The sequence below is a fragment of the Paenibacillus sp. ALE2 genome, from assembly GCF_054113385.1.
Genome location: NZ_CM134213.1, coordinates 2907809 through 2933316, shown reverse-complemented (window position 1 = coordinate 2933316; position 25508 = coordinate 2907809). Strand labels below are relative to the sequence as shown.

At 45.7% G+C, this 25508-nt stretch carries 20 protein-coding genes and 1 riboswitch; of the genes, 10 read left to right on the top strand and 10 right to left on the bottom strand.

Annotation, left to right across the window (positions count from 1 at the left end):
* Window positions 1-32: 32 nt before the first annotated feature.
* Window positions 33-1889 carry a beta-glucoside-specific PTS transporter subunit IIABC gene (locus tag ACXHJ1_RS12840; RefSeq protein ID WP_017427395.1) on the top strand — a complete coding sequence of 619 codons (1857 nt, stop codon included), beginning with the start codon at window positions 33-35 and terminating at the stop codon, window positions 1887-1889.
* Window positions 1890-2023: 134 nt separating this feature from the next.
* A complete protein-coding gene (locus ACXHJ1_RS12835; RefSeq protein ID WP_457904730.1) occupies window positions 2024-2539 on the top strand; it encodes a thioredoxin family protein in 516 nt (171 codons plus the stop codon).
* A gap of 190 nt (window positions 2540-2729) precedes the next feature.
* On the opposite strand, the gene ACXHJ1_RS12830 is transcribed toward ACXHJ1_RS12835, so the two are convergent.
* On the bottom strand, window positions 2730-4085 hold the full coding sequence (locus tag ACXHJ1_RS12830) for a sugar phosphate nucleotidyltransferase (RefSeq protein ID WP_090890481.1): 1356 nt from the start codon (window positions 4083-4085) through the stop codon (window positions 2730-2732).
* Window positions 4086-4245: 160 nt separating this feature from the next.
* On the opposite strand from ACXHJ1_RS12830, the gene ACXHJ1_RS12825 reads away from it, so the two are divergent.
* Complete coding sequence (locus ACXHJ1_RS12825) at window positions 4246-4941, top strand: response regulator transcription factor (RefSeq protein ID WP_016818602.1); 696 nt, start codon at window positions 4246-4248, stop codon at window positions 4939-4941.
* Between the two features lie 40 nt (window positions 4942-4981).
* Here ACXHJ1_RS12825 and ACXHJ1_RS12820 read toward each other — a convergent pair whose 3' ends face one another.
* From ACXHJ1_RS12820 to ACXHJ1_RS12810, 3 genes are read right to left on the bottom strand one after another with little or no spacing between them, the layout of a single operon-like run.
* Window positions 4982-9409 carry a hypothetical protein gene (locus tag ACXHJ1_RS12820; protein ID WP_457904729.1) on the bottom strand — a complete coding sequence of 1476 codons (4428 nt, stop codon included), beginning with the start codon at window positions 9407-9409 and terminating at the stop codon, window positions 4982-4984.
* A gap of 52 nt (window positions 9410-9461) precedes the next feature.
* Window positions 9462-11195, bottom strand: coding sequence for a sensor histidine kinase (locus ACXHJ1_RS12815; RefSeq protein ID WP_457904728.1), 1734 nt, complete (start codon window positions 11193-11195; stop codon window positions 9462-9464).
* Window positions 11192-11638 (bottom strand): hypothetical protein, encoded by a 447-nt coding sequence (locus ACXHJ1_RS12810; protein WP_457904727.1) that lies wholly within the window; start codon window positions 11636-11638, stop codon window positions 11192-11194. The genes ACXHJ1_RS12815 and ACXHJ1_RS12810 overlap by 4 nt, the downstream gene beginning before the upstream one ends.
* 45 nt (window positions 11639-11683) lie before the next feature.
* Between ACXHJ1_RS12810 and ACXHJ1_RS12805 the strand changes: the two genes are divergently transcribed.
* Window positions 11684-12388 carry a response regulator gene (locus tag ACXHJ1_RS12805; protein ID WP_044787387.1) on the top strand — a complete coding sequence of 235 codons (705 nt, stop codon included), beginning with the start codon at window positions 11684-11686 and terminating at the stop codon, window positions 12386-12388.
* Here the strand turns inward: ACXHJ1_RS12805 and ACXHJ1_RS12800 are convergent.
* The 4 genes from ACXHJ1_RS12800 to ACXHJ1_RS12785 are packed head-to-tail and all read right to left on the bottom strand — an operon-like array spanning window position 12356 to window position 16829.
* Window positions 12356-13267 (bottom strand): glycosyltransferase family 2 protein, encoded by a 912-nt coding sequence (locus ACXHJ1_RS12800; RefSeq protein WP_290404178.1) that lies wholly within the window; start codon window positions 13265-13267, stop codon window positions 12356-12358. The two genes, ACXHJ1_RS12805 and ACXHJ1_RS12800, sit on opposite strands and share 33 nt — an antisense overlap.
* A complete protein-coding gene (locus ACXHJ1_RS12795; RefSeq protein ID WP_457904726.1) occupies window positions 13227-14453 on the bottom strand; it encodes a glycosyltransferase family 4 protein in 1227 nt (408 codons plus the stop codon). The genes ACXHJ1_RS12800 and ACXHJ1_RS12795 overlap by 41 nt, the downstream gene beginning before the upstream one ends.
* Entirely contained in the window at window positions 14450-15703 is a 1254-nt protein-coding gene (locus ACXHJ1_RS12790) for a transporter (RefSeq protein ID WP_457904725.1), read from the bottom strand. Before ACXHJ1_RS12790 ends, ACXHJ1_RS12795 begins: the two co-directional genes overlap by 4 nt.
* A 4-nt stretch (window positions 15704-15707) precedes the next feature.
* Window positions 15708-16829 (bottom strand): glycosyltransferase, encoded by a 1122-nt coding sequence (locus ACXHJ1_RS12785; RefSeq protein ID WP_457904724.1) that lies wholly within the window; start codon window positions 16827-16829, stop codon window positions 15708-15710.
* A gap of 396 nt (window positions 16830-17225) precedes the next feature.
* Between ACXHJ1_RS12785 and ACXHJ1_RS12780 the strand changes: the two genes are divergently transcribed.
* From ACXHJ1_RS12780 to thiE, 5 genes are all read left to right on the top strand, one after another.
* Window positions 17226-18947 (top strand): NAD-dependent malic enzyme, encoded by a 1722-nt coding sequence (locus ACXHJ1_RS12780; RefSeq protein ID WP_457904723.1) that lies wholly within the window; start codon window positions 17226-17228, stop codon window positions 18945-18947.
* Between the two features lie 69 nt (window positions 18948-19016).
* Window positions 19017-19119: riboswitch (TPP riboswitch) on the top strand.
* A 132-nt stretch (window positions 19120-19251) separates the two neighbouring features.
* Window positions 19252-19941, top strand: a complete 690-nt coding sequence (gene tenA, locus ACXHJ1_RS12775; protein ID WP_025365674.1) for a thiaminase II — start codon at window positions 19252-19254, stop codon at window positions 19939-19941.
* 25 nt (window positions 19942-19966) lie between these two features.
* A complete protein-coding gene (gene thiM / locus ACXHJ1_RS12770) occupies window positions 19967-20812 on the top strand; it encodes a hydroxyethylthiazole kinase (protein WP_049828210.1) in 846 nt (281 codons plus the stop codon).
* Window positions 20809-21639: a bifunctional hydroxymethylpyrimidine kinase/phosphomethylpyrimidine kinase gene (gene thiD, locus ACXHJ1_RS12765; RefSeq protein ID WP_457904722.1), complete on the top strand. Its 831-nt coding sequence runs from the start codon at window positions 20809-20811 to the stop codon at window positions 21637-21639. Before thiM ends, thiD begins: the two co-directional genes overlap by 4 nt.
* Window positions 21636-22325, top strand: coding sequence for a thiamine phosphate synthase (gene thiE / locus ACXHJ1_RS12760; RefSeq protein ID WP_457904721.1), 690 nt, complete (start codon window positions 21636-21638; stop codon window positions 22323-22325). The genes thiD and thiE overlap by 4 nt, the downstream gene beginning before the upstream one ends.
* A 414-nt stretch (window positions 22326-22739) precedes the next feature.
* Here the strand turns inward: thiE and ACXHJ1_RS12755 are convergent, their stop codons facing one another.
* Window positions 22740-23081, bottom strand: a complete 342-nt coding sequence (locus ACXHJ1_RS12755; protein WP_013372737.1) for a winged helix-turn-helix transcriptional regulator — start codon at window positions 23079-23081, stop codon at window positions 22740-22742.
* Window positions 23082-23185: 104 nt separating this feature from the next.
* Here ACXHJ1_RS12755 and ACXHJ1_RS12750 point away from each other — a divergent pair, with 104 nt between their 5' ends.
* A complete protein-coding gene (locus ACXHJ1_RS12750; protein WP_045244852.1) occupies window positions 23186-24097 on the top strand; it encodes an arginase family protein in 912 nt (303 codons plus the stop codon).
* A gap of 374 nt (window positions 24098-24471) precedes the next feature.
* On the opposite strand, the gene ACXHJ1_RS12745 is transcribed toward ACXHJ1_RS12750, so the two are convergent.
* Entirely contained in the window at window positions 24472-25440 is a 969-nt protein-coding gene (locus tag ACXHJ1_RS12745) for a LacI family DNA-binding transcriptional regulator (protein WP_457904720.1), read from the bottom strand.
* Window positions 25441-25508: the final 68 nt, after the last annotated feature.

The window sequence follows — 25508 nt, the reverse complement described above, 5'->3', positions numbered from 1 at the left end:
GTAGCAAGAATAACACTTAAGGAGTTCTGAACATGAGTGATAAAGAGCTATCCAAAAAAATAGTGACTCTCGTTGGCGGCGAAGAGAATGTCAATTCGGTATTCCATTGCGCTACACGCTTGAGATTTAAATTAAAAGATCGCACAAAAGCGGACAAAGCTGCACTGGAAGCAACACCTGGTGTCATTACAGTGGTGGAAAGCAGCGGCCAGTTCCAAGTGGTCATCGGTAACAATGTAGGTCAGGTCTTTGAGCATATGATGGCAGAAACAAATCTGCAGGATGCAGATAATCCAAATGCGAAAAAAGAAGAATCTTCCGAAAAAACGAATTTTCTTGGCAAAGCGGTCGATATCATTTCCAGCATTTTCTCCCCTCTCTTGGGTGCTCTTGCCGGAGCTGGTTTGCTCAAAGGGATTATGGCCTTAATTGCGTCGCTCCATTGGATTGATACTGCAAGCGGTACGTATCTCATTCTGAACGCCGCTTCGGACAGCGTGTTTTATTTCTTGCCTATATTCCTAGCTATTACATCGTCCCGTAAATTTAAGACGAATGCTTTTGTATCGGTCGCAGTTGCTGGAGCCCTCGTCTACCCGGATGTTATTGCAGCGGTGGACCATCCGGCAAAACTGGCTTTTCTCGGGATTCCAATCATTCTGATAAAATATAGTTCCAGCGTAATCCCAATTATTCTCGCGGTATGGGTACAGTCCTATGTGGAACGTTGGTTTAATTCCTTTGTTCATCAATCGGTTAAAAACATTATCGTCCCTATGCTATCACTGCTAGTTGTTGTTCCGTTGACGTTTTTGGCCTTTGGTCCAGTCGGTAACCTGATCAGTCAAGGCTTGGCGAACGGTTTTACATGGGTGTACAATTTAAGCCCATTGATTGCCGGAGCTGTTGCTGGGGCATTCTGGCAAGTATTTGTTATTTTCGGCGTACACTGGGGCTTCGTTCCTATTATGCTGTCCAATATTCAAACATTGGGTTATGACACGATGCTTCCAATGCTTACAGCAGCCGTACTTTCTCAAGCGGGTGCAACACTGGGGGTATTCCTGAAATCACGAAATACTCAAATGAAAGCTTTGGCTGGTTCTTCTACACTGGCAGCTGTATTCGGGATTACTGAACCTACGATTTATGGTGTAACTTTGAAATTGAAAAAGCCTTTCATTTACGCTTGTATTTCTGGTGGTATCGGTGGCGCGATTATCGCTTCCGGCGGAGCAACTGCAAAGTCCTTCTCCCTGCCTAGTTTACTGGCGTTGCCAACTTATTTTGGAGCTGGGTTCTTGTGGGTTGTTATCGGCTTACTCGTTGCCTTTGTACTTGCAGTTGTATTGGTTATGATTTTGGGCTTTGATGATCCAAAAGAAGAAGCTGCAAAAACAGAAACAGCACCCGTAAAAAAAGAAGTAGCGATCGAAAAGGAAATCCTCGTAAGTCCGCTGCAAGGTAAAGTGCTGCCATTGGAACAATCTTCTGATGTTGCTTTTGCTTCAGGCGCTATGGGAAAAGGAATCTTGATCGATCCTACAGAGGGTGTGCTGACTTCTCCGGTTAACGGAACGATTACGACAGTATTCCCGACCGGACATGCCATCGGTATTACTTCCAATGACGGAGCAGAAATTTTGATTCACGTTGGTGTTAATACAGTGAAGCTGAAAGGACAATTCTTTGACAAACGCGTCAAAGAGGGTGATGTGGTGAAGCAAGGACAGTTGTTGCTTGAATTTGATATCGAACAAATTAAAGCGGCAGGCTATACAACGACTACGCCGATCATCGTAACCAATTCCGCTCAATATCTGGATGTACTGAACACCATGGAAACGGAAGTGAAGCGTGAGGATTACTTGTTGACCGTTGTAGTCTAACGTTTAACTTTCAGACTAAAAGAAGCTTTCCTAATGGAAAGCTTCTTTTTTATACACCATGAGACAAGTGTTACAGCGAAAAATGGAAATATCATATATTGTAAGTTTGAGATTGTAAAAAAAGGAGGATTTCTGTGAAAAAAGGATATATCGCCGGGTTAAGTGTCATTGTGTTGCTTATCATTGGTATCGCTATTTCAGCTGTAGTTAAATTTCAAGACCTGGAGCAGGTAGTTCAGCAGAAAGATAAAGAGATCCAAGCGAGCAAAAGCAATTACCCCGAAATATATGATCACTTGAATGCGGTTACAATGAATGGTTTTAAACAATTGATTCAGCAGGATCAAAGTGTATTTGTCTATGTTGGCAGACCCAGTTGTGGCGACTGCAATCGGTTTGAGCCTAACTTTAACAAGATGATTGAACAGTATAATCTGGGCTCCAAAATTACTTTTTTAAACGTTCACAAAATTCACAAGGACAAATCCCAATGGAATAAGTTCAAAGCAGATTACAACGTAAAATACACCCCCACGATTGCAGAATTCAGGAACGGCAAGCTGGTGGATAAAATAGAATGGACGCCAAAAAGAGATCTCAGTACAGATGCCGTAAAAGAATGGCTAACCTCCAAAAAACTCATTTTATAAGCCTCTTTTATATCCATTTCATTGAGAATAATAGAGTTGTTCATGCAAAAAAGGTATTCAAGCGAACAACGCATGAATACCTTTTATTAAGAATGTCCAAATCATCAAGCTGATTAAAAATAGTTCCTAGCGCTCTTCACTCGCTTCGGAAAGCCTTGTTTACACCCATCCGTTCCTATATTGCAGGCGATTATACAGTACGAGCATCAATCGAATCGGGAAATTCATATCGAATAATATCCGTTTCGGATACGATATGTCCGATTTGTGACTCAATGAATTCCAAATCTCCCTCTACTGCACCTATAAAATGCTTGGTACCAGGTTCTACAACGATGACCATACCAGGGCTGACTGTCTGTGTCATCCCATTGATACAGACACTTCCGGTTCCTGAAACAATGGTCCAAACCTCTTTTCGGAACTGATGCTCATGATAGCTGATAAATCTCCCGTTCGAAATGACAACACGTTTGGTGACCGTTTGTAACCCGCTTGCCGCTTGTTGATGGGACAAGACCGTTTGCTTTCCCCAGAATCGCTCCTCAAAACGCGGTCCAATTTCAATTTCTGCCACCATATCCTTAATTCCTGTTGATGATTGTCGATCCGTAACCAGCACACCATCCGGCCCAGCAACAACAATAATGTTTGGGACATTCCAGATGCTAACCGGAATTTCCAGTTCATTGATGATATGCGAGTCATGTGATGCTTCCGAAATATATCCGGGACCGCTTAGCTTTGAACTTACTTCCCGCACCAACGAATCCCACGTTCCCAAGTCCCTCCACTCTCCATGATATGGGAGCACGGAGAGCTTACGAGTGTGCTCTACTACCGCAATATCAAAGCTGGTTTTAGGCAAGTCTGCGTAATTTGTCGAAAGTGTTTTATAATCGGCTGGTAAACTCATTTGCGCCAGCACATCCAATAAAAAGCCGAGTCTAAAAGCAAACACTCCGCAGTTCCATAAGGCTCCTTCACGGATCAAGGCTTCAGATCGAATCAGATCGGGCTTTTCTACAAATGAACTCACCCTATAATATTCCTGGTCAAGTAAAGGAGCTGAAGGCACAATATATCCATATTTATCTGAGGGCTCCGTTGGAACAGCCCCCATCAATGCGATATGGCTTCCTGATTGCTCTAATATGGAAGGAAGCCTGCGCAGATGCTCGAAAAATTCATCCCCCGCATAGCCATCCACCGGCATGACCCCCACGATCTCGTCACGTGATGCACCTGCAATGTCATGCAAGTAAGCGGTAGCCAAGGAAATGGCCGGGAAGGTATCCCGCTGAGTCGGCTCCTCAATCACTACAGCGTCTCCACCAATTTGTCCCTGAATCAGTTCGACCTGAGTTCCACTCGTAGAAAAATAGGCTTGATCTGCCAAATTCGCCTCATCCAACTGCCTCCATATCCGTTGCAGCATGCTTTCCGGCCGCTCGTCATGACGTAGGATGGAAAGAAACTGCTTCGGACGGTTCACATTGGATAAGGGCCATAGACGTTTACCCGAGCCTCCGGATAATAAAATCATTCGCAAAGATGCAACCTTCTTCCTCTAAATTCATATTTTCTTACATTATTGGACTGTTTGCTTTTCGTGCTTTTGCCGAATACATAAGTATGTATCATCGTAGAACATACATAGTTATGCCATGTTAATGGTATCTTTGTCCGTACAGGAGATGTCAGTCATGCCTATAAAAATACTCATCCTTGAAGATCAAAAAAGTTTGGCTGATATGATTGCTCTTCATCTTCAGGAGGAAGGCTATCATACCGAACTAATCTATGATTGTAAACTCGCAATTCCTACATTAATGCACTTTAAGCCGGACATTATTGTGACCGCTCTAATGTTTTCCGGTAAAGTCGAATCTGAGCTGATCAGTCACATCCGTCAATTTACCACGGTTCCTATGCTCGTCATCTCTAATAACACCCTGCTGAATATAAGAATAAAGGCTCTGGATGACGGAGCGGATGACTTTTTATGCAAACCTTTCAGTCTGAGGGAGCTAAATGCCCGCATCAAAGCCTTGCTGCGCCGCAGTGGTAGCAACATGCTCACTGAATCACGAACGATAACCCAAAAGCTTAAAAAGGTAAGAGTTTGGGTGAATGATTACCGTCATAGCCTGTTGGTCGATGACCAGGAAATCGAAGTTACTCACATCGAATTTTCTATTATAAAAGAGATGTCCAGCAATCCAGGGAAAGTCTTTACCCGTAGCGAGCTGATGGATCGGGTCAAAGGCGGAGATGGCGCTTATCTGGACCGTACCATCGACGTACATATCTCCAGCCTCCGCAAAAAAATTGAACGTGATCCTAAAAATCCTCAGCATATCCGTACCGTTTGGGGCAGAGGCTACAAATACGAGATGTAGCCATATTGTGGCGCCTGTTTCCCTCCGGGCAGCTTGCTTCTTATGGAATTTTCCGCTTATTCCATCGCCGATATGGAAGAAAACAAGCTGCTCCGCTCAGGATCCCTATGACAAACAATACCCAGCCAAAACGGTAGGCTGAAGCCAGAATAACGACAACCTTACCGTTTCCGCTGCCATTCGTTATGAATCCAGTAGTTACTCCATTCACAGACAGACGCGCTCGCTGATTTTCGTTACCCAGCCTGAACTCCCATAGTGGATTGGGTGATTCCGTCTCCCGGATCAGCACCTGCTGATGCATTGGATTATATAGCGTAAAACTACGTTCCATGGAATTTTCACGAGTAGCCTGAATGCTTTCCGCAGCGTGTGGTGCCATAAAAAAGGTATCCATATCCGTTCCCTCAAACAGCGTAAATTGATCCACTGTAATCATCGCTTGATAAGGGATGATGGAATATTGCTTCATTTGAAATAAGCCCGTCTGCTTCTTGTGCGCATGCGCTAAAATCTGAAACTGCATCATGGTGGTTCCTGCCGGAGCCTTTACAATCTGGTCATAATGATTCCATTGCTCCTTATCTCTCTCCTCCACCTCATCAATATAGGAGGTTTGAAGAACCTGGGACGCTTTATTTAAGAAAATGACCTTCATGTGCCGGCTTCCAATTTGTTCTGACCGTGCATCCAACTGCACGGCATACTCTTGCAGCGGTTCCGCCTTCATTTTTTTGGACGCATAAATATTCCAATCACAGGAATAGCTAGGTGCGTAACGGATGGACAGTTCTGTGTCCTTGATGGATAGATCCGTCTGGCCAGGTCGAATATCTGCTACACAACCAACATCCGTGCTCAATGATTCCTTCGTGTCCTGCCCAGGCATCACGATCACTTCCTGCCCGCCCATTCGATGAATATCTGCAAAATGGCTCAATGACGGCACCTGACTGTCCAGTACAAGGGTTAAGCGATATTTTCCCTTGGTTAAGAACAGATTTTTAAATTCGACTCGGCCATAGTCGTTCAGCAGACCGGGAATTTGTATGCTTTTCTTGGCAAAACCATCCTGATTGGGCACCGTTTCAATAACCTTCTTTTCGGATAAAGAGGTAGCGGGTAATCGCTTATAAGAGTCCTCCGTACGAATCGTTCTGGTCAGTACCTCTCCAGTCTCTTCATTCTTCCATTTCATGGTTAACGATCCTTCATATCCGGCAGGTAAATTAGCCAAAATAGCTGTGGCATAGGTTCCCGTTTTGGCGACTTCCACTTCTCTGCTTAACGTCCCTTTTTGGTAACTGATTCCCCGCCCCATACTAAGTCTAGGTAAAGCACGTTCCGTCTGCACATTCCCTTGAGCATTAAAATCGTTCTCTGCCTCCAAGGTGAAAAAGAGCTTACCCCGCTTCAATGCCTGCTCCACCGGAAAAGATAACCGATCCAGTTGATCCACAGGAACAATCGCAAATTGATTGACCGCATTAAAGCCTTGCAGGTTATTAACCGTGATTGGGTTATCTCCCTTTGGAAAAACATGTTCTCCCAAATCAACCCAATGAAATTGGTTTAGTCCCTCATCACGGGTCTTGATGTTAGCCACTCCATCGGGCAGTGTGACTTGCAATTTCCCGCCTGCCTTATTCATGAACACTCTTGCATATACATGCGAGGTTTGAGGCTGGTCCATCTTTTTATGCATCGTAAACGTGTTGGGCTTGCTGTATTTCCCCAAGTCACGCAGCTGAATATCGTGAATCCACCAGTAATTTTTTTGCTGCGGACGCTGGAGGGTTAACAAATCCATTCGCATCCAATAGCTGCCAGGCGGCGAGACGTATTCCCCGTAAAATTTTACACTGTCAAAATTATATCCCTCTGAAGGCGCCACAACATAGCTAACCCCCAGCTCACGCATTTGCTTATCATAAAACCTCATTTTTACATGCATTTTGTTCGTCCCACGACCAGAAACGGTGATGTGGAACTGATATGGGTTATTTTCCTTGGCCTCTAGCAATCCCGATCTAGCAACCTGCCATATATTACTCGGATCTCCCTTCATAATCTCACCATGCAGAGTCGGCACGTCGTTCGATTCCTCTCGGGGGTTAGCCTGCACACTGAACAACTGTGGATTATCAGGCTTGAAAAAGGTTTCCGTTCTCAGCATAGAGTCAAAATCAAGCACCGTTTTGCCTTCAATACTGCTCATCTGATAGGGTGCCACATCCAGTTTCTTACTGGCGAAGGTGACCGCAATCCCTGCATCCATCTCCATATCAAACGGGAAGTTCCGTATATTTTGGGAGGATAAATACCACAACCAATCGTTGGTTGATGCAAAAGTTTTGGACCATTTTAAAAATGCATTACCATCCTCAATGGCATCAAAAGGCCGCAAGTAATCCTCTGCCGGGAGCTGGGACAACAGCAAGTCATTAAAGGAGGCTGCCTCCACATAATCCCCCTTGTTGACCGTCTGAATGGTGTTTAACTCAGGCTTCAACGCGCTGAACAGCACGCCAAAACGGCTGAAATCAAAACCAGGCAGATGACTGTAGCTCTCCAGTCGGCTAAATCCGTAAGGTGTCACAATTTTACTTGCAAGAATATTCATATAGGGCGGTGTCTGATCAAGATTGAATATGGAAAACAAATCGTTCTTATACGTACGTTTCAACCCGGTCTGACCTTCCAGCTGAGACAGGTGGAAATCCTGCCGCTTCTCCTGTCCTTCATATTCATCATGGTAGACCAGCTGGTTGACCCCAAAGGTAGAGAACAGCCAGCCTAATCGCGAGCTTAGTCCGTTGTCCATAACATACTGTAGAAAATTCATATAGTATGTGATACCGGGATCATTGCCTTCATGATGAAAGATCGTATTTTTAGGAGAAGAGTATACCTGAAAATCCCCGGTTGCCTTCTCGGTTGCCGTTTTTCCTTTATTCCATTTGGGCGTCGCTACTCCGTTATAGCTTTGAATCATATTATCGGCAATCGGAAAATACAGTGCCTTGCTGTCAAAACGATCTGGGTCAGTCAGCTTTTCAGCCATTTGACTATAAGCCTTCGGCACTTGTACCGGCTTGTAGTACCCCTCAATGAACTGGGTACGCAAGGGAGCAAAATATACGCCCAGGCACAAAACGACGATAACAACCGCCAGCTTTTTATACACACGCTGTAGCGGCGATGATCCAAACCATTCCATACATTGAATGACGCCAAAGGTCAGCAACACACCGAAATTAAGGGAAAGCAGTCCAATAAATTTGTTAGGATCACGGAAAACCGAACCAATTACAGGGGTTTTCGTAACCAAAATAACAAACCACTTGGCAATGGACGGAAATGTCGTTCCAGTCGCTGCAACCATAAATAACAGCGTAAGGAGCGAGAAGATCAGAATGATCGGATTTTTATGTGAACGTGTCACCATCGCGTATCCGATCAATAGCAATAAGAATCCCCCACCTACATAAAACATCGCAGGCAGTGAGGAAAAGGAAAACATTGGCCACCAATAGCTCAGTAAATAACCCACATTATATAAACTGCTATTACGGCTGAACAGAGACAACGTATCCACGACGTTGATATTATGCTGAGACGCTTGAGCGTCCATCAACATGCTACCTACATACAGGGACAACCAGTAAAAACTAAGCAGTCCGAAAAACACACCAAAAATCATGCCTTTACGCAAAAAATTACTGTATAAGGGCTGTAAATAGGCGCGCCCGGCTTTACGATGAGTCCAGGTCAGTTTGAGCAGGAGCAACATGGTGAACAATCCCAAATAAATCATCCCGAAGAAAAAATAATGAATGGCCGCAGCACTAACAGTGAATACTGCAGCCAGCAGGAACAGGTCAATCCAGTTCCGCTGATACAACTTATGGGGATGATAGTTTTTAATTTGTTGAATTTGAAACTTGGGGTCCACCGCACTGAAAAAGAATCGCAGCATTAACGGAAACAAACTATACCCACAGAGCAAATAAATATGCTGGATGCGAAAAATAACCCACGGATTCAGTGCGTAAAACAACGAACCAACCATGATGGCAAAAATACGGGTTTTCGTAAAACTTGGTGAATAATACACGCTGACCAGTCGCTTGGCAAAGGCATACATCGAAAATGCCGAGACAAATAACAAGCCTGTGATAAACGACTTGAGCAAGACCGGGCCGCTTTCGTCAAATAATAGTGAAAGTCCATAGAAGGGCAAGATGTACAGGATACGTGGAGCATTGAACAAGGTCGAGGTAGACCATCGTTCGTTCCATACCCCGGTTATTTCCTCCAAATACCGATGAGAGGTGGCTCCAAAGGCAATGTCACTGAATACGATTTGTCCTAATCCATAGATGGGGGCAAGATATGCGACAATCGCAGCCAGCATCAATAGGATTGCCGCCATATCGTAGCGGTAGCGAAATATCCACTTTTTCATACTTGTCCCCCTCTCTTGAACCTCTTGTATCTGTTGGTTATCTTGGGCCTATCTATCTTCTCAAATGAACGATGGCCTGCAATCCCTGATCGGTGTTACGCAGCTTTAAGCGACCACCTATAGTCTTCAGATATGCATCCATGTGATACAGGCTGAACGTATGCTCCTGTGCGTTTTGGGAATAGTCCGGCTGGAAATAGCTCCAACGCATCTTGTCATCAATCCCGCCGCCTGTGTCTTCAATGATAATCATAATTTCAGCTTCTTCCAGCCGTGAGCTAACCTTAAGCATATGAGATTGCCGCTTGGACCGCAGACCCGTTCGGCTCCGTTCCTGATCCTCCAGTTGCTCTCCATCTTGGTTCATGGCCTGCACTGCATTTTCCAGCAGCCCCTGTATCGTTTTGTACAGCATGGGTGCTTGTGCTGCAATGGATGGAACTGGCTCTTGCCGCAAGATCACTTGAATGTGCTTCATATTCAGCGAACGGTTCGCCCATTTCAGCGATTCGGACAATACCTCATTCATATCGGTGAAGCTAATTCCACTATTATCATGCATTTTCTCTTCCAGCTCATCACGCAAACTACGGACGCCTGTCAGTAACTCTCCTAGTGAGGATTCCTGTCTGAGACGACCCTGAATGAAATTTTCATTCAGCTCGCGGAAATACTCCAGTTCCTCATGAGATGCTCCTTTTCCCTGACTGGACGACACTTCAAAGCGGTTGGCTAGATCTTGATAAAATCCCAACAGCTTTAAATCATCGCCGCCTGTGAGACGGCTAGTCTGTTCTTGCAGCTCTTGCAGTTGCTGCTCAATCGTCTGCATTAATGGCAAATAATACGTGTCCTGCTGCTGTCGCATATCTTCATCCCGCCGCTGGTCACGCACTTGATTGTTCACGATGGCATCTTTCACAATCCGTTTGCGGAACTGGATGAGCATGGCCCACAAAATAATGAGTATTAGAGCCATCACCATCCACAACTGTTTGCGAAAGGAGCTAATTCGCTGGGCAGTATCCTGACTGATATCCTTAACCGATATGTAAAGGGCCTCTTCCCCAATGCGGCTGAATCCTATTCCGTATTTCTCTCCACGATCTTCAACGATACCCGTATTGCCCTCCAGCAGCCTACGGGTTACACTCGTGATGTCCGTCCGGTTGATATCCGAAGTACTTCGGGAAGCTACGATCTTGAATTGACCGTTATAAAATAAAGTCTCATGCTGATTCACCGGCTTACTTTTAACAATTCCACTAAGCATTTCAGCGTCAACTGTACGCACCATAAAACCGCCCGTCTGCGCCCCTTGAATCCTGCACGCTATGTACTGGGCAGGCTGATGATCCTCAGTCACAAAAGAGCTGACCGCACAACCATTTTGCAGCCATTTAATCTGCTGGACCGCATTCCTCATCTCACGATTGTCACGTCCGACCATCACATGATACTGTTCATCCAGCACATAAAAAGACCCGCTCTCACGCTTAAACCCCTCAGTATATTGACGTGTTCCCTGATTCAGCATCTCTCTGCCCAGACTGGACGACAGCTCTTTTAGCTCAGCTTGCCATGCGGCATAATGCTCCGTTATGCTGCCAGACAGTTCCTGTACCTCATTCTGGAGCTGCTCGTTCTGAATTTCCGCCAAGTGACCGCTGAATTGCCGCATGACGAACCATTGTAGCACAGCGGCCAAGAACACTGTCACACACAAAACCATCAGGTACAGGATCAGCTTTTGCCAACTTGGTTTCAACAAAGCCCACTGCTTCATGCCCTGACCCCTCCATTTTGCTCAAGACGGCTCAAAATCGCTTGCATCAGGCATTCCAGCTCGTAGCTGACCAGCGGTAGCCGTGCGCACAGCAACCGGGGAGTGCGGCGCTGGAGTGCGGCAAACCTCGCAGCGGTTTCCGTTGCCCCGTCCGTTAGCAGGATCAACTCGCATGTTTTGGCGATATATAGACGATCCAAATCTTCTTCGCTGTATGCTCGCAGATCAACAACGTAAATATCATGACGATCGTCCATATGCTGAAGTGCACTGGAGACGGCCAGAGTCACCCCTGTATGTCGCGCAGCATGATACTGGTGAAGCAGACGCATTCCTTTTTCCCAGAGCGCGTGTTCAACCGAATCAAATCGTTCACAAAAAAGACGCAACGCCCGTTCTGTACTGACATCTTTTAAAAATGCCAAAACGCTGATATTATACATGTAGTTCCTCATTTCTTACTTCCTGATTGGAGTTGCGCAGTTCTTATGACACCCCAAAACATTCTATTTGTTGACGACAGCCCCATGGTGCTGTCCCTGCTAGAACGGACATTGACGCAAGAAACATTCACCTTACATACCGCTCACACGCCTAAAGAAGCCCTGCAAGTGCTGGAAAAGCACCCGATTGATGTGGTCGTCTCCGATCTGCTTATGCCTGGTTTGGACGGGATTACATTCCTTCGTATGATTAAGAAAGATTATCCACATATCGTACGCATCATTTTGTCTGGTCACCTGCATACGCAGTCCATTTTATCGGCCATTAATCAAGTCGGCGTGTTCCGTTTTTTGACGAAACCGCTGGAGCTGGATGATGATACGCTTAAAAAGATACTGTATGAGGCGCTTGATCAGGCTAGGCTCAATCGAAACAGCCTGTATGCAGACCAGAACGTCGCATCTGACCTATCGGAATTTATAAACAGCATTTTGAATGCTCCGTACCGACCGTATGTACTGCTGAATGATCAAGATATCGTAACCGCCGTACACATTGCACTTGCTGAGCTGTATCCTGTCGGCTGCTCACTGCGTCATCCTGCTGGCGAAGGTATTCAGTTAACTCCGCATTCATTATATATACCGTATGAGGAGCCGGAATCTTCCGATCCCGACCTGTACTCGCTGGATACGCTGACCCTCGGTCATTCATCGTTACGCCTTATCCGCCTTAGCGAAATCGCCTGAGTGACGGGTGCCGCCCTTTAACACGGCGGCTACCCCAATCACAGTCAGGCAGGTGTACATCCACAACATCCCCCCCGTTAGCAGCGGATGGCGGATGTAGTTTTTCACATTCCCCCATGTATACAACACCGGACGGAAGAAGTACCAACGTTCCAGTGCCTTTCGCAATCCGCCCTCCTCAGATGACATCGTACGATCCATCACCGAGAAGTAGTAGGCTTTTTTACGTAATACATCCTGCAAATATACCTGTTTTTCATCATGATATACCCGTGTAAAAACCGCCCGGCGAATGACTCCGCCAGACTCTATATAGCGTAAGGTTGGCTGTATTTCTTCAAAAGCAATTTGCTCCGCATTAAATCCGCCTGTCGATTCGTAAGCGCTCATTCGCCAGAAGCGTGCAGCTTCAATGGAGCGTTTTCCCAAGGTCTCTCCTGCGTTGTTAATTACATTCCGCTCGAAAACCTTTACTTTGGAGAAAAAATTATTTGCTTCCGAATATGCCTCCTCTGGAATAACCAAGGCGCCAATATCTTGATGATCGTCAAAAAAGTCGATGCTTTGCTGAATTAGATGTTCGGCTAAAATCATATCGGAATCCAATACAAATATGTATTCGGCACCCAAGCGCTTCGCTTCCTCAACCGCTTTGACTCTAGCAACTCCCCGCTCTCCATGAGGAAGCTCCAATACGGTAACGGGTACTGAGCTCCCTGCGGACAGCATACGAATCGTCTCAACCGTCCGATCACTGGAGCCATCATCGGCAATTACAATATGCAGATCCCTGTAATTTTGCCCCATACAGCTTCGCAAACAAGGCTCTATTGTACGTTCATTGTTGTACGTGGAGAAGAGAATGACCACTTTGTCCACTCTGTTCCGCCTCCTCTGTCCAATTCTCCATCAACTGCTCAAATGCGGCAGCTGTATGATCAAAATGAAATCTTAGCGCATATTGGTACGCTCGCTCACGGATGGCCATGTAATCTTCGCCACCCTCTGCCGCTCTTTCCATTTGTTCAGACAATCCTCGAATATCGCCGTGAAAGCATAAATATCCGCTTTTTCCGAAATCCGTCGCATCCACCAGACCGGGAGAATTGCTCACAATGCTGGGAGTTCCAACCGCAGCCGCTTCGGTAATCGTCAATCCCCAGCCTTCACGCAGGGAAGGGAATACGAGCGCATGGGCACGGCTCATCAGCTCCAGCTTATACTCTGCTGAAACAAATCCATAAAAGGTAATATCGGCTTGTGATTGTCCCTGTTCATCCGGTTCTCCGTATGTCAATCCATACCGTTCTATAATCGGCAATAATTGTTCTGTCACATAGGTTTTATCGGTTTTTCCGGCAATCCATAACATAGCCTTGGGGAACTTTTCCTTGAGCCGCCCAAAGGCTTCAACGACCAGATCAATGCCCTTATATTTAACAAAGCGTCCGGCATACATGAAGGTTGGGTTAGACTCCTTCGTCAAAAATTGTTCACGCGGCCAATGATCAAACTCAATGCCTTCCGGTAAAAGATGAACGCGATCTGGATGAAAGCCCAGCTTAAGCAGATCATACCGGGTAGACGGGGATACGGTGAGCGTTCGATCCTTCCGTGCCAGCTTAAGCATGAGGGGCTCCATATGAAATCCAATCATATTTAGCGGGAACCTGGCATTTTCATACCATATTTCCCTTGTTAGCTGATGTATGAAAAAAATTCGCTTGGATGCCTCCACCCAAAATCGGGTAAAGAACTGATGCGTATTCGCTTGATTAATTACATAGTCAATCTGCTGCCGATGACGACGGTAATAGCGCATCGCATAATAAATAACACTGTATATGTTTCCTTTTCGAATATAGGTAACACCGTCAATGACTTCATGCTCAGGCATCCCCTCAAATTGAGGTGAGAAATGAATGAACTGAAACCGACCTTGCTGTGAGCGTTTCAGCATTTCATGGGTGAAAATTTCTGCTCCCCCGCTTTTCGGAGAACGAATGTCACGCCAGGAAAGCAATAGAACTACGGTTTTATCGTCCTGCTCTAGTATGGTATTCATGGGGTGATTCCTCCCCTTATCTTTATTTTGAACAAATACATATAGGCATCTATCACAAAGTAGAGAGACATAGCTCCGTACACAATGAACTCTGACAACAAAAAATCGATCGGGTCTGTGTGAGCCATATGAAAGGCTACTAATAAAGCTGCGGCTCCCGCCATCAGACTGAACATAAAGGTGCGTCTGCCCACTAATACGTGCACATGCACAAAAAATAGCACGATGGAAAAAAGCCAATACACCCAGCCTCCCCATGGAATATAGGCCTCAGCCGCCTGGTAAGAGGCTCCAAATAATATGGGAATAGAGGGTGGGAATATATAAGTTGTGCCCACATATACACACAGCGCGGCTACAGCCATTAATCCAGCATAGATTACAATTAACTTGCCCAAAGCCTGGCGGTCATGCCCCTGCGCACCGATCTTTGGAATAAAGGCAGCAATCAAGCTGTACGAAACGTAATAGACCAACTGGCTGTACTTCAGCGCAATGGCATAGCTGCTGGCCTGCTCAGGAAAATAATGCTGTACATACAACATGTCGATGGATATACAAAACAGAATGAATAAATTCGTCATAAGGCTGTCGGTGAAATCCTGACCTAGTGACTTCCATAACCCAGCAGGGATATGTTCTCCTCTATATGTCAATAGGGACAAGCCTCGGGCCGAAACGATCCAGCCGTGAAGCAACGACAGCAGCATTCCCCCACAGCTCGCTAATAGTAAGGCTTCCAGCCTTAATCCCAGGGCTGCCAGGATAAAAAACAGGCATAGCTTCCCTAATACCTCAATGTAATAGTTCACATTGAGCGCCAGCATGCGTTCCCTCCCCTGTAAATCTCCACGGCACGAACTCACCAGAATATGCAATCCGATCAAGGCATACAGCATGAACAGCGGGCCGGACTCAACGCCCAATAGCGAACCCAGCAACGGATGAAAGGACAGTGAAATGATCATGGCAAGCAAAGTTAGCACTAGAGGTGCTTTTAGTAATAGAGAACCGAGCGGTAAGCTGCGTAGCGGAAGCTTCTGGTCAGCCTTGGATACCAGCTTGGCGGTTAACAGCTGGATGGATAAGCCCAATACGGACAACAGTGCAAAGAGGGCCAACAGCGCGTTCGCCTGACCATAGGCTTGTCCGGTAAGATACCAGCTCGCTGCAATGTGGAAGAAAAAATTGAATCCGTTAAGCAGCACATTAAAGAGGGGGAACATCAACGAACGCAATCGGTTGTTCACGTGGTTATCTCACCCGCCGATCCAGTCGCCAAATCTCAATGATAGAGCGCAAAAAACGAATGGAATCCTTCCAGACATGAATGTGCGAGCCATCTCGGTCAATGCATTTGACGGGTAGTTGCAGCACACGGAGCTGAAGTCGCTTGGCAATGAACATCATCTCCAGATCCAGCGCTAGTCCGAGTTGTTCCTTCAAATGTGGAAACATCCGCTTCACGGCAACCGAGCTCATCACTTTAAGACCCGTCTGGGAATCTACTACACCGGTTGGTAAAAAGGGGCGAGAGACGACCCGTTTGCCAAAGCTGACGATAGATCGCAATAGAGAACGATTCTCGGCGGTTATATCTTTGGTTCCAATCACAACATCATAGTAGCCCTGTTGAACAACATTGATCATTCTGGCAATATCCTCAATAAAAAAGGAATCGTCCGCGTCCACAAATACGTAGTAATCCGCACCGATGGTCCGCATTCCTTCCAGATACGTCCCTGCCTTGCGCGTATTGCGTCCCAATTCCCTTGTTTGAAGCAGTGGACTCAAGTTCTGGTTAATCCGGTTTACGAACAAGTCCGTTGCTGCCTCCAGCGCTTTAATCAAGGCATTCGTGCCATCGTGGCTACCATCATCAATGAGATAAATCGAACCCTCTATAATATGGCTGCGGATAAAGGCTTGCAGTCGCTCAGCAAAGGTTTTGACATGAACAAAACGTTTCTCTTCGTTATACACAGACAAGATGAATGCAACATGTTGGCTTTTAGTCGAATACTCGGGATAGAGCAAGCTTTGTATTTCAGAAAGTATTTCTTCGGTATCATTGGCTTGCCAAAATAGCAGACGCAATCGGCCTACTCCGATAATCTGCACCATATGCTGATCACTGAACGGAAAGGTTACATCCGTCACCAATAGCAATGGCATTTGCGGAAATTGGCTACGGATCTGATTAGCTTTCCGCACGGCTTGCCCCGGCTCCCTATAATCTATCAGGCAACAACTTGCGCCCTCGTAGACTGAAGCTTCCTCCGTGTCCTCGCACTGTATATATTGGTAAAAACAAATCACATTGGGATAATCAATAGCCCTGTTGTTATCGCTAAAAATGGCTATAGGTCCCTGCACACAAACCTCTCCTTTTCCTCCGAATAATTCTATTTTGTTGAAAAAGAATTAAAAATGTTTGCTTAGTAAGATTAAATTAATGTCCAAATACTTCATATTTTCTTAACAAAATAGCTCACATCCCTTGATATATAAGCATTCAAGAGAAGAAAAACTAATTTTCATATTTGATAAAAACAGAGCATTTAGACCCGATTCATTAGGACTATTACTATACGAATTACAAGGTGAATCCGAAAACAAAATTAGTTCTATAGGATTAATAAAAAGATACACATATGGTCATTTTGTCATAGATTGATAGGCGAATAAAACCAATTTGTACGTCCATACTATGGACAACATGTCATTTTCATCATGAATAATTATCAAAATATAGGGAAAGAAGGTATTTTTATGAAAGCATTTCATGTCAATCGTGATGGGTCATTATCTACTCCCTTACGAGGAAAGGACGTCCTAGCAAACCCTCTTTTGAACAAAGGGGTGGCATTTACAGAAGAAGAACGCAAAGAACTGGGCTTGGAAGGAATTCTTCCTCCCACTGTCCTTTCATTGGAAAAACAGAGCGTTCGGGCTTATCAGCAATTCCTGGCACAACCCACCATGCTGCGTAAAAATGCTTCACTTAACGACCTTCATAACCGGAATGTCGTGCTTTACTATCGGCTGCTAACCGACCATTTGAGTGAAATGCTGCCCGTAGTCTACACACCGACTGTAGGAACCGCCATTCAAGAATACAGCCATGAGTACAACCGTCCCGGGGGCGTATATTTATCGATAGATCATCCGAACGGTATCGGACAGGCGTTCTATAATTCCGGATTGCGTAGTGAGGATGTTGACCTTGTCGTCGTGACGGATTCAGAAAGTATTTTGGGAATTGGTGACTGGGGTGTCGGGGGAATTAACATTGCTATTGGCAAACTTGCTGTATATACAGCTGCGGCAGGCATTCATCCCGGGAGGGTGCTGCCCATTGTACTGGATGTCGGCACGAATAACGAGAAGCTGCTGAATGATCCGCTATACATCGGAAACCGCCATAAACGAGTTCGCGGAGAAGCCTATCATCAATTTATTGATACCTTTATTAGCAAAACGTTAACACAATTCCCGAAGGCGCTTTTGCATTGGGAGGATGTGGGGAGCGTGAACGCACGCCACATAATAGGGAAATACGGTCAAAACATTCTCACCTTCAATGATGACATCCAGGGCACAGGAGCAGTCACATTAGCTGCGATTGTTTCGGCGGTAGGTGTCACCAAAATTCCGCTACGTGAACAAAAAATACTTGTCTTTGGTCCAGGGGCAGCAGGAATCGGTAACGCCGACCAAATACGGAGCGCTATGATCGAGGACGGGCTTCCTGCAGAAGATTCTTTCAGGTCGTTTTGGGCCTTTGATTATCGTGGGCTATTAACGGACGATATGGAAGATGTACTCGATTATCAGAAACCATATGTGCGTAAAAAGGAAGAAATCAGCTCATGGGCCCGATCGGAAGACGGCAAAATACCGTTGTTGGAGGTCATCCGTCAGGTAAAACCTACAATCTTAATTGGGACTTCCGGTGTAGCGGGTGCCTTTTCTGAAGAGATTATCAAGGAAATGGCAAAGCATGTGGAACGCCCGATCATTATGCCCATGTCCAATCCTACCAATCTGGCTGAAGCGGTACCCGAGGATTTGATACGATGGACTGATGGCAAAGCATTGATTGCTACGGGAAGTCCCTTTGAGCCCGTCACCTATAACGGTACGAAATTTGAAATTGGTCAGGCGAACAATGCCTTTGTTTTCCCGGGACTGGGTCTAGGCGCAATTGTGGTCAAGGCCAAACGAATCACTCCTTCCATGTTTACCGCAGCAGCTGATGCCGTTGCCAACGCCGTAGATTCGAATGAACTTGGCGGCGCACTGCTGCCCCATATTCGAAAATTACGTGATGTTTCGTTTGCGGTTGCGGTTGCGGTAGCGAAGGCCGCAATTCAGGATCAGGTAGCTCAGGCACACCTTCCAGATATTGAGCAAGCCATTCGGGATGCAATGTGGAAACCGGAATATGTGAGGGTCAAAGCCGTGGAAAGTGTAATCCATCACCCTCACTAATCCTTCACTAGGCATAAGCAATTTGACATAACATAGGAACGAATGTACAGTATTAGTCAAAAGAATAGGAAAGTCCACTAGGGGAGCCATTATGGCTGAGACAAGAATGAATCTTGGACCCTTTGAACCTGATCTAGTTCGTACTAGCGTAGGAAAGTGGAGCCTTCTATATAGGGTTTCAGGCGTTTTTGCGCATTGAACCTATGTTGAAGCCGCTCCAGTTTTCGGGGCGGCTTTTTGGCATTGTTCCGAGAATTGTATCTTACGGGACTTCTTATTCTCCATTTTTGTTGGAGGTGGGGAAATGAGTTTTTCGCAAGAGCTCCGTCAGCAGGCGGATGGCATTTTTCAAGCCATTTATGAGCATCCCTTTGTGAGAGGTATTGCTGAAGGAAATTTAACAAGGGAACAGCTGATTCACTATGTAAAACAAGACTTTGAATATTTGAACGCCTACATGCGGATTTACGGCATCGCAATCTCCAAAAGCACGAGCCGGGAGGATATGGCTGTATTTAACGAACAGATCTCTTTTATTCTCAACAGCGAGGTTCATCCGCATCAAAATTTTTGTGCTATCGCAGGTGTCACCTATGAAGAGATGCAGGGATATCCACTCGCTCCGTCCGCTCATCATTATATCCGCCATATGCTGACCGTCGCACATGAGGGTAGTCTTGGGGAAATCATGGCCGTGCTGCTACCATGTCCATGGACATATCTTGAAATTGGACGCAGGCTAATGGATGAGGTAAGACCAGACGAGTCTCATCCGTTCTATGAGTGGATTTGCTTCTATGGCAACCAAATTGAAGATGTAACCTTCAAATATCGAGAGCGTGTGGATGCTTGGGCGAAAGTCGCCACGGCTGCCGAGCGAGAGCGGATGATTGAGCATTTTATGCTAAGCTGCCAGCTGGAATATATGTTCTGGGATATGGCTTATAAGCAGGAACAATGGCCCGTCCAGATGCGCGCTACGGTCTTGGAATAATCAGTATAGATGAGAGAGGATAAACATGATGAATATATGGGAACAAAGTTATTCGGCGCTCCTGACAAAGGTACAAAACAGCAACCCCCTCGTTCATAATATAACCAATGTGGTGGTCACCAACTTTACAGCCAACGGCCTATATGCACTAGGGGCCTCCCCGGTGATGGCTTATGCACCCGAGGAAGTAGCAGATATGGCCAAAATAGCGGGCGCCGTCGTGTTAAATATCGGTACGCTAAACCGTGAGCTGGTGGATGCCATGATCCTTGCTGGACAATCGGCGAATGCTCACGGTGTTCCAGTTCTGTTAGATCCGGTCGGTGCAGGAGCGACTAGCTTTAGAACCGAGTCAGCACTACGAATTCTAAACGAGGTTAACATCTCACTAGTACGAGGCAATGCAGCCGAAGTCGCTCATCTGATCGGAGAAGCCCGAGAAATTAAAGGGGTAGATGCAGGCGACAGTGCTGACAGCAGTAATGTCGATCTGGCAGTTCGGGCTGCGCAAACGCTCCATACCATGGTTGTCATCACTGGAAAAGAGGACGTCATCACCGATGGGGTTGAAGTACGATTGATTAGTGGCGGAGACGCGCTGCTTACGAAGGTAACCGGAACAGGCTGCCTGCTGACCTCTGTGTTGGGCGCCTTTGCAGCAGTTGAACCCAACCTGCTGCTCGCAGGCACAGCAGGTTTGGCATTTTACGGTGCAGCAGCTTCTCGAGCCGCAGCGCATACCGCAAAGCTGGGGCCAGGCAGCTTCCAGATTGCCTTTCTCGACGAGCTTGCCAAACTACATACTGGTTCGCTAGAGGGGCATGTCACGATCCGTGAAGCTGGAACAACTACAACAGGTGGTGCGCGATGAGAAACGTGCATGTACCGAGAGCGCTGACGATTGCCGGTTCAGACAGTGGCGGCGGGGCTGGAATTCAAGCCGATCTCAAAACCTTTCAGGAGCTTGGCGTATACGGTATGTCAGCTATTACGGCCATAACGGTACAAAATACTTTGGGAGTTCACGGTGTATATCCGCTGCCACAGGAAGCAACAGCGCAACAGATCGAAGCTGTAGGATCAGATCTTGGAGTCGACGCCCTAAAGACTGGCATGCTATTTGATGCAGGCATCATCCGTCTTGTGGCCGAGCAGATCCGAAAGTTCGGCTGGGAAAAGGTTGTCGTCGATCCTGTAATGATTGCCAAAGGGGGCGCAAAGCTGCTGCAACCAGAAGCGGTGCAGGCATTGAACGACGACCTGCTCCCCTTGGCACTGGTCGTCACACCAAATATCCCGGAAGCGGAGGCCTTAACCGGGATAAGCATTCGTACGATGGAAGGACGCCGGGAAGCTGCGAGACATATTAGTAGCCGGGGTCCCAAATTCGTTGTGATCAAGGGCGGCCACGATGAGGAGAGCGAAAACAGCGGTCAGGTCATTGACCTGCTCTTTGACGGAACAGCCTTCACAGAGCTGGGCGGCAAGCGGGTGCGAACTGTCCACACACACGGAACAGGATGTACGTTCTCAGCAGCGATTACCGCTGAATTAGGGAAAGGCGTGTCTGTACCGGAAGCTATTTGGAATGGAAGAGCCTTCATTCAGGCGGCGATTGAGGATACATTGTATTTGGGCCAGGGACACGGTCCAACCAACCATTGGGCCTATCGCCGTAGTCAGGAGACACTCCAATGAGCGGTCGAATATTACCTGAGACCATGCGCCGGCATTTACAGATGTATCTGGTTGTTGGAAGCGTGAACTGCCTCGCGGAACCAAATCGGGTCGTGCAGGAGGCTCTTGCTGGCGGCACAACCATGATCCAGTTCCGGGAAAAGGGCCGTAGCGCGTTAACAGGGGTGCCTATGTTCAAACTTGCGCGTCAGCTACAAGATCTGTGCCACCACGCTGGTATCCCCTTTATCGTCAATGACGATGTGGAGCTGGCTCTTGAGCTCAACGCCGACGGTGTTCACATCGGTCAGGACGATGAATCGGCTGATTCTGTGCGTACGCGGATCGGAAACCGAATCCTTGGCGTCTCCGCCCATACGATTGAGGAAGCTCGTCGAGCCATTCTGCAAGGTGCGGACTACCTCGGCGTCGGACCCATCTATCCCACCATCTCGAAGGACGATGCTCAAGCCGTGCAGGGTCCAGCCATTTTGCATGAGATGCGCAAAGCGGGAATTGACCTTCCGATCGTCGGGATCGGTGGCATTACGGTAGACCGTGTGGAGGAAGTGGTAGGTGTGGGTGCCGATGGTGTAGCGGTGATTTCGGCTGTGACGCAGGCAAAACAGATTCGAGCTGCTGCAGAGGAATTAAAGAAAAAGGTAGTGCTAAGCATCAAACATCCGGGGATGTCCCAAAAGCTATAAAATGCTATGTCCCTTCCTTCACCCCATTATGTCACTTTTATTGTTTACGCAAGAGCCTCATTTCCACTAATAAAGTAGAAATGAGGCTCTGTGTTGTCATAAAATTAATCTTTTACAGCTTGATTTCTTGTGTTCTTTTTCTCAGCAATAAGTAATCCTAGCAAAATGTACCCCCTGTACAATATCCCCATGAACAGAACAATACCAACGATTGAAACAAGAATAAGTAGAATATTCGCTACAAATAAAATAATTGCCATAGTCAAAATATCACATCCCCCAAATGATACTGATTTTTAAGCGTTCCTATCCCCAGTGCACTTGAGCTCGTTGAATACCTGATTAACTATAAATATATGTCAATCGTCTTTTCTAATATTCGTATAGCATTCGAGAACAATTAGAAAACGATATTTAATTATATTGGTTTTTGGTTCCCCACTCACATAACCCTTCCAAAACAGGCAATAGTGTTTCCGCTTTTTCTGTGAGACTGTACTCGACTTTAGGCGGAACTTGAGGATACTCTTTCCGGTTCACCAATCCATCCGCTTCCAATTCCTTTAGCTGTGAACTCAATGTTTTGTATGTAATAGCTCCGATTTGTCTTTTCAGATCATTAAAGCGAACCACTTGGTTTTCAGCCAGAAGATAAATAATAACCATTTTCCATTTACCACCAATGACTGACACTGTATAACCAAAAGGTGTATCTTCAATATTTTTAACTTTACCTTTAAATTCAGCCATACTCATATTCACACTATCCTTTCGGGTAGTACCTATCAAATTAGTGCGTACTACGTTTTTATTTGCGTTCAGTTTATACTAACCGTAATTTGAAGTAAAGGAGAGAAAATATGACTAAAACAATACGCCTGTTAATGCCGCAATGGCAAGGAGGAAACAATCCTAACTACTCTTTTGGAGCTGAACTGCTGGCTTGGCTAGCCCCAGACAATGATCAACCCCTTATTCATGTTCCAGTTCAAGCTTATGATGGAACTCCGCTTGATAACGAGAACGGTATGTATGGGAGAAAACAGCTACTTGAACAATTAGAGGCTGCTCAACATATCATTGACGCTCATAAGCCAGATCGCATAGTAATGTTTGGTGGTGACTGTTTAGTCGAGCAAGCCCCGTTTGCCTATTTGAACGAACGATACGGCGGAGAATTAGGGCTAATTTGGATCGATGCTCACAGTGATTTAGTTAGATATGTGGGCTATGATAACGGACATACATTACCACTTGGGAATCTGTTGGGAGAAGGAGATGAGGAGTTTGCAAAACATGTGAAAGTTCCTCTTAAGCCTGAAAATGTCTTTATCGCTGGATTAGCAGCTCCTACAGAAGAAGAAACAAAAGCATTTTCAGAGACATTTCAAAGGTTAGGTGTTACCACTACAGAAACAGATACTGAAGTAATTCAAAGATTAGGGATTCGAACTGCTGGGACCCAAGAGTTAACGACCAGTACCGAATCAATAAAAGAGTGGATTAAAGAAAGCGGCATCAAGCACCTGGCGATTCACCTTGATTTAGATGTACTTGATCCAAAAGCATTTCGTTCTTTATTATTCGCCAACCCTGAAGCTCCCTATAATCTTTCTCCTGCGGGAACAATGCAAATACCTCAACTACTTCATCTGATTAAAGAACTATCTGAAGAAACCGATGTAGTTGGGTTAGGTATAACCGAACATATGCCGTGGGATTCCATTAACTTAAAGAATCTGCTTGGGGAAATACCTATTTTGAATCATTAATTCTACTTACGATCTATACATGTTTTTTTGACTTAATTTTCGAAATGGAATTATTAGAAATTCGTTTGAATTAGAGTATTGTGTAAAGAAAGGACTTCTGGGGATTTATGCTGTTATGGAGTCCTTTTTTATTTTTTACTTTTTATTTTCATTTATTAATTTTAGTACTGGATTAAGGAACTCTTCAAAAAAGAAGTCGCCTCCCTCACCCGGAGTTAGTGCTTTATTATGATCAAAAGATTCGAAATCTTCTGGTACCGAAATATGATAGAGCGTGCCAAAGTGAGTATCAGTTAACCTATATTGCATAAAATAACACCTCAATTATGTGACTTGAATAGCTCAGCACCGGATAAAAAGGAATACTCAGGAGATCAAGTAGTCGCTCGCTCTACTAATTTGAATTCCAAGGGATGTAATTCTTCATGTAGCCCCTCTAGGGCATTTCGAATCATAATGAATGCATTTTCCGCTTGCTTGTCAATCGGGTAATGAATGGTGGTTAAATCAAGCAAATGCGAAATTTCGGTGTTATCAAAGCCCACCACTGCAACATTACTCGGGACCGAAACACCGAGCCTACGTGCTTCGGTCAAAAGTCCTGCAGCCAAATAATCGGTAGAACAAGCGAAGGCATCCGGCTTGTTGGATTGTTCGCCCCACCAGTGAGCAATTTGTTCACCCGCTTCTATTGAATTTAAGCCATAAAAATGCGAGAAAGCATCAGCGTTCAAATCATATTTTTTGCAAAAATCATGATAAGCCCGGATGCGCTCTTTTGTATTCAGCCCCCTCATATTCCCATATACATTCACAATGCTGCGATAGCCTCTGGCATACAGATGCTCCAGCGCAAGCATGTACCCCTGATACTGGTCCATAAATACAGACGGGATTGCCTCAATGTTTACACGCTGCCATGTCACAATTGGACCATATTTGGTGTAGTGCTCAATCACACTCCACTCATTGACGCGAATCATACAGACCAAGGCGTCCAGTTGCTTTCTCCGCAACATTTCCAGTGCTTCAAGCTCCCGCTCCTTCTCTCCATTCGTAATAAATAGTGACATATTAAAACCATGCTCCTGGGCATAGGTTGTAAATCCACGCACAAATGAACCCAATGAATCATTAAAAGAAATTGAAATAATTCCTATGAGCTTGGTCATGCCCTTTTTTAATGAAACCGCATTCAAATTAGGTACATAATCCAGTCGGTCTATGACCTCCTGTACACGCTGCCTTGTCGGTTCACTTACGTACGGATGGTTATTAATGACACGGGACACCGTTGCCGAGGATACACCCGCCAGCTTTGCAATTTCATGAATATTTGCCACATTTCTCACCTCGTTCTTTCTATTTTAGCATGTTCGTGTTTAGCATGTTTCGTGGCCCCGCCCTATAA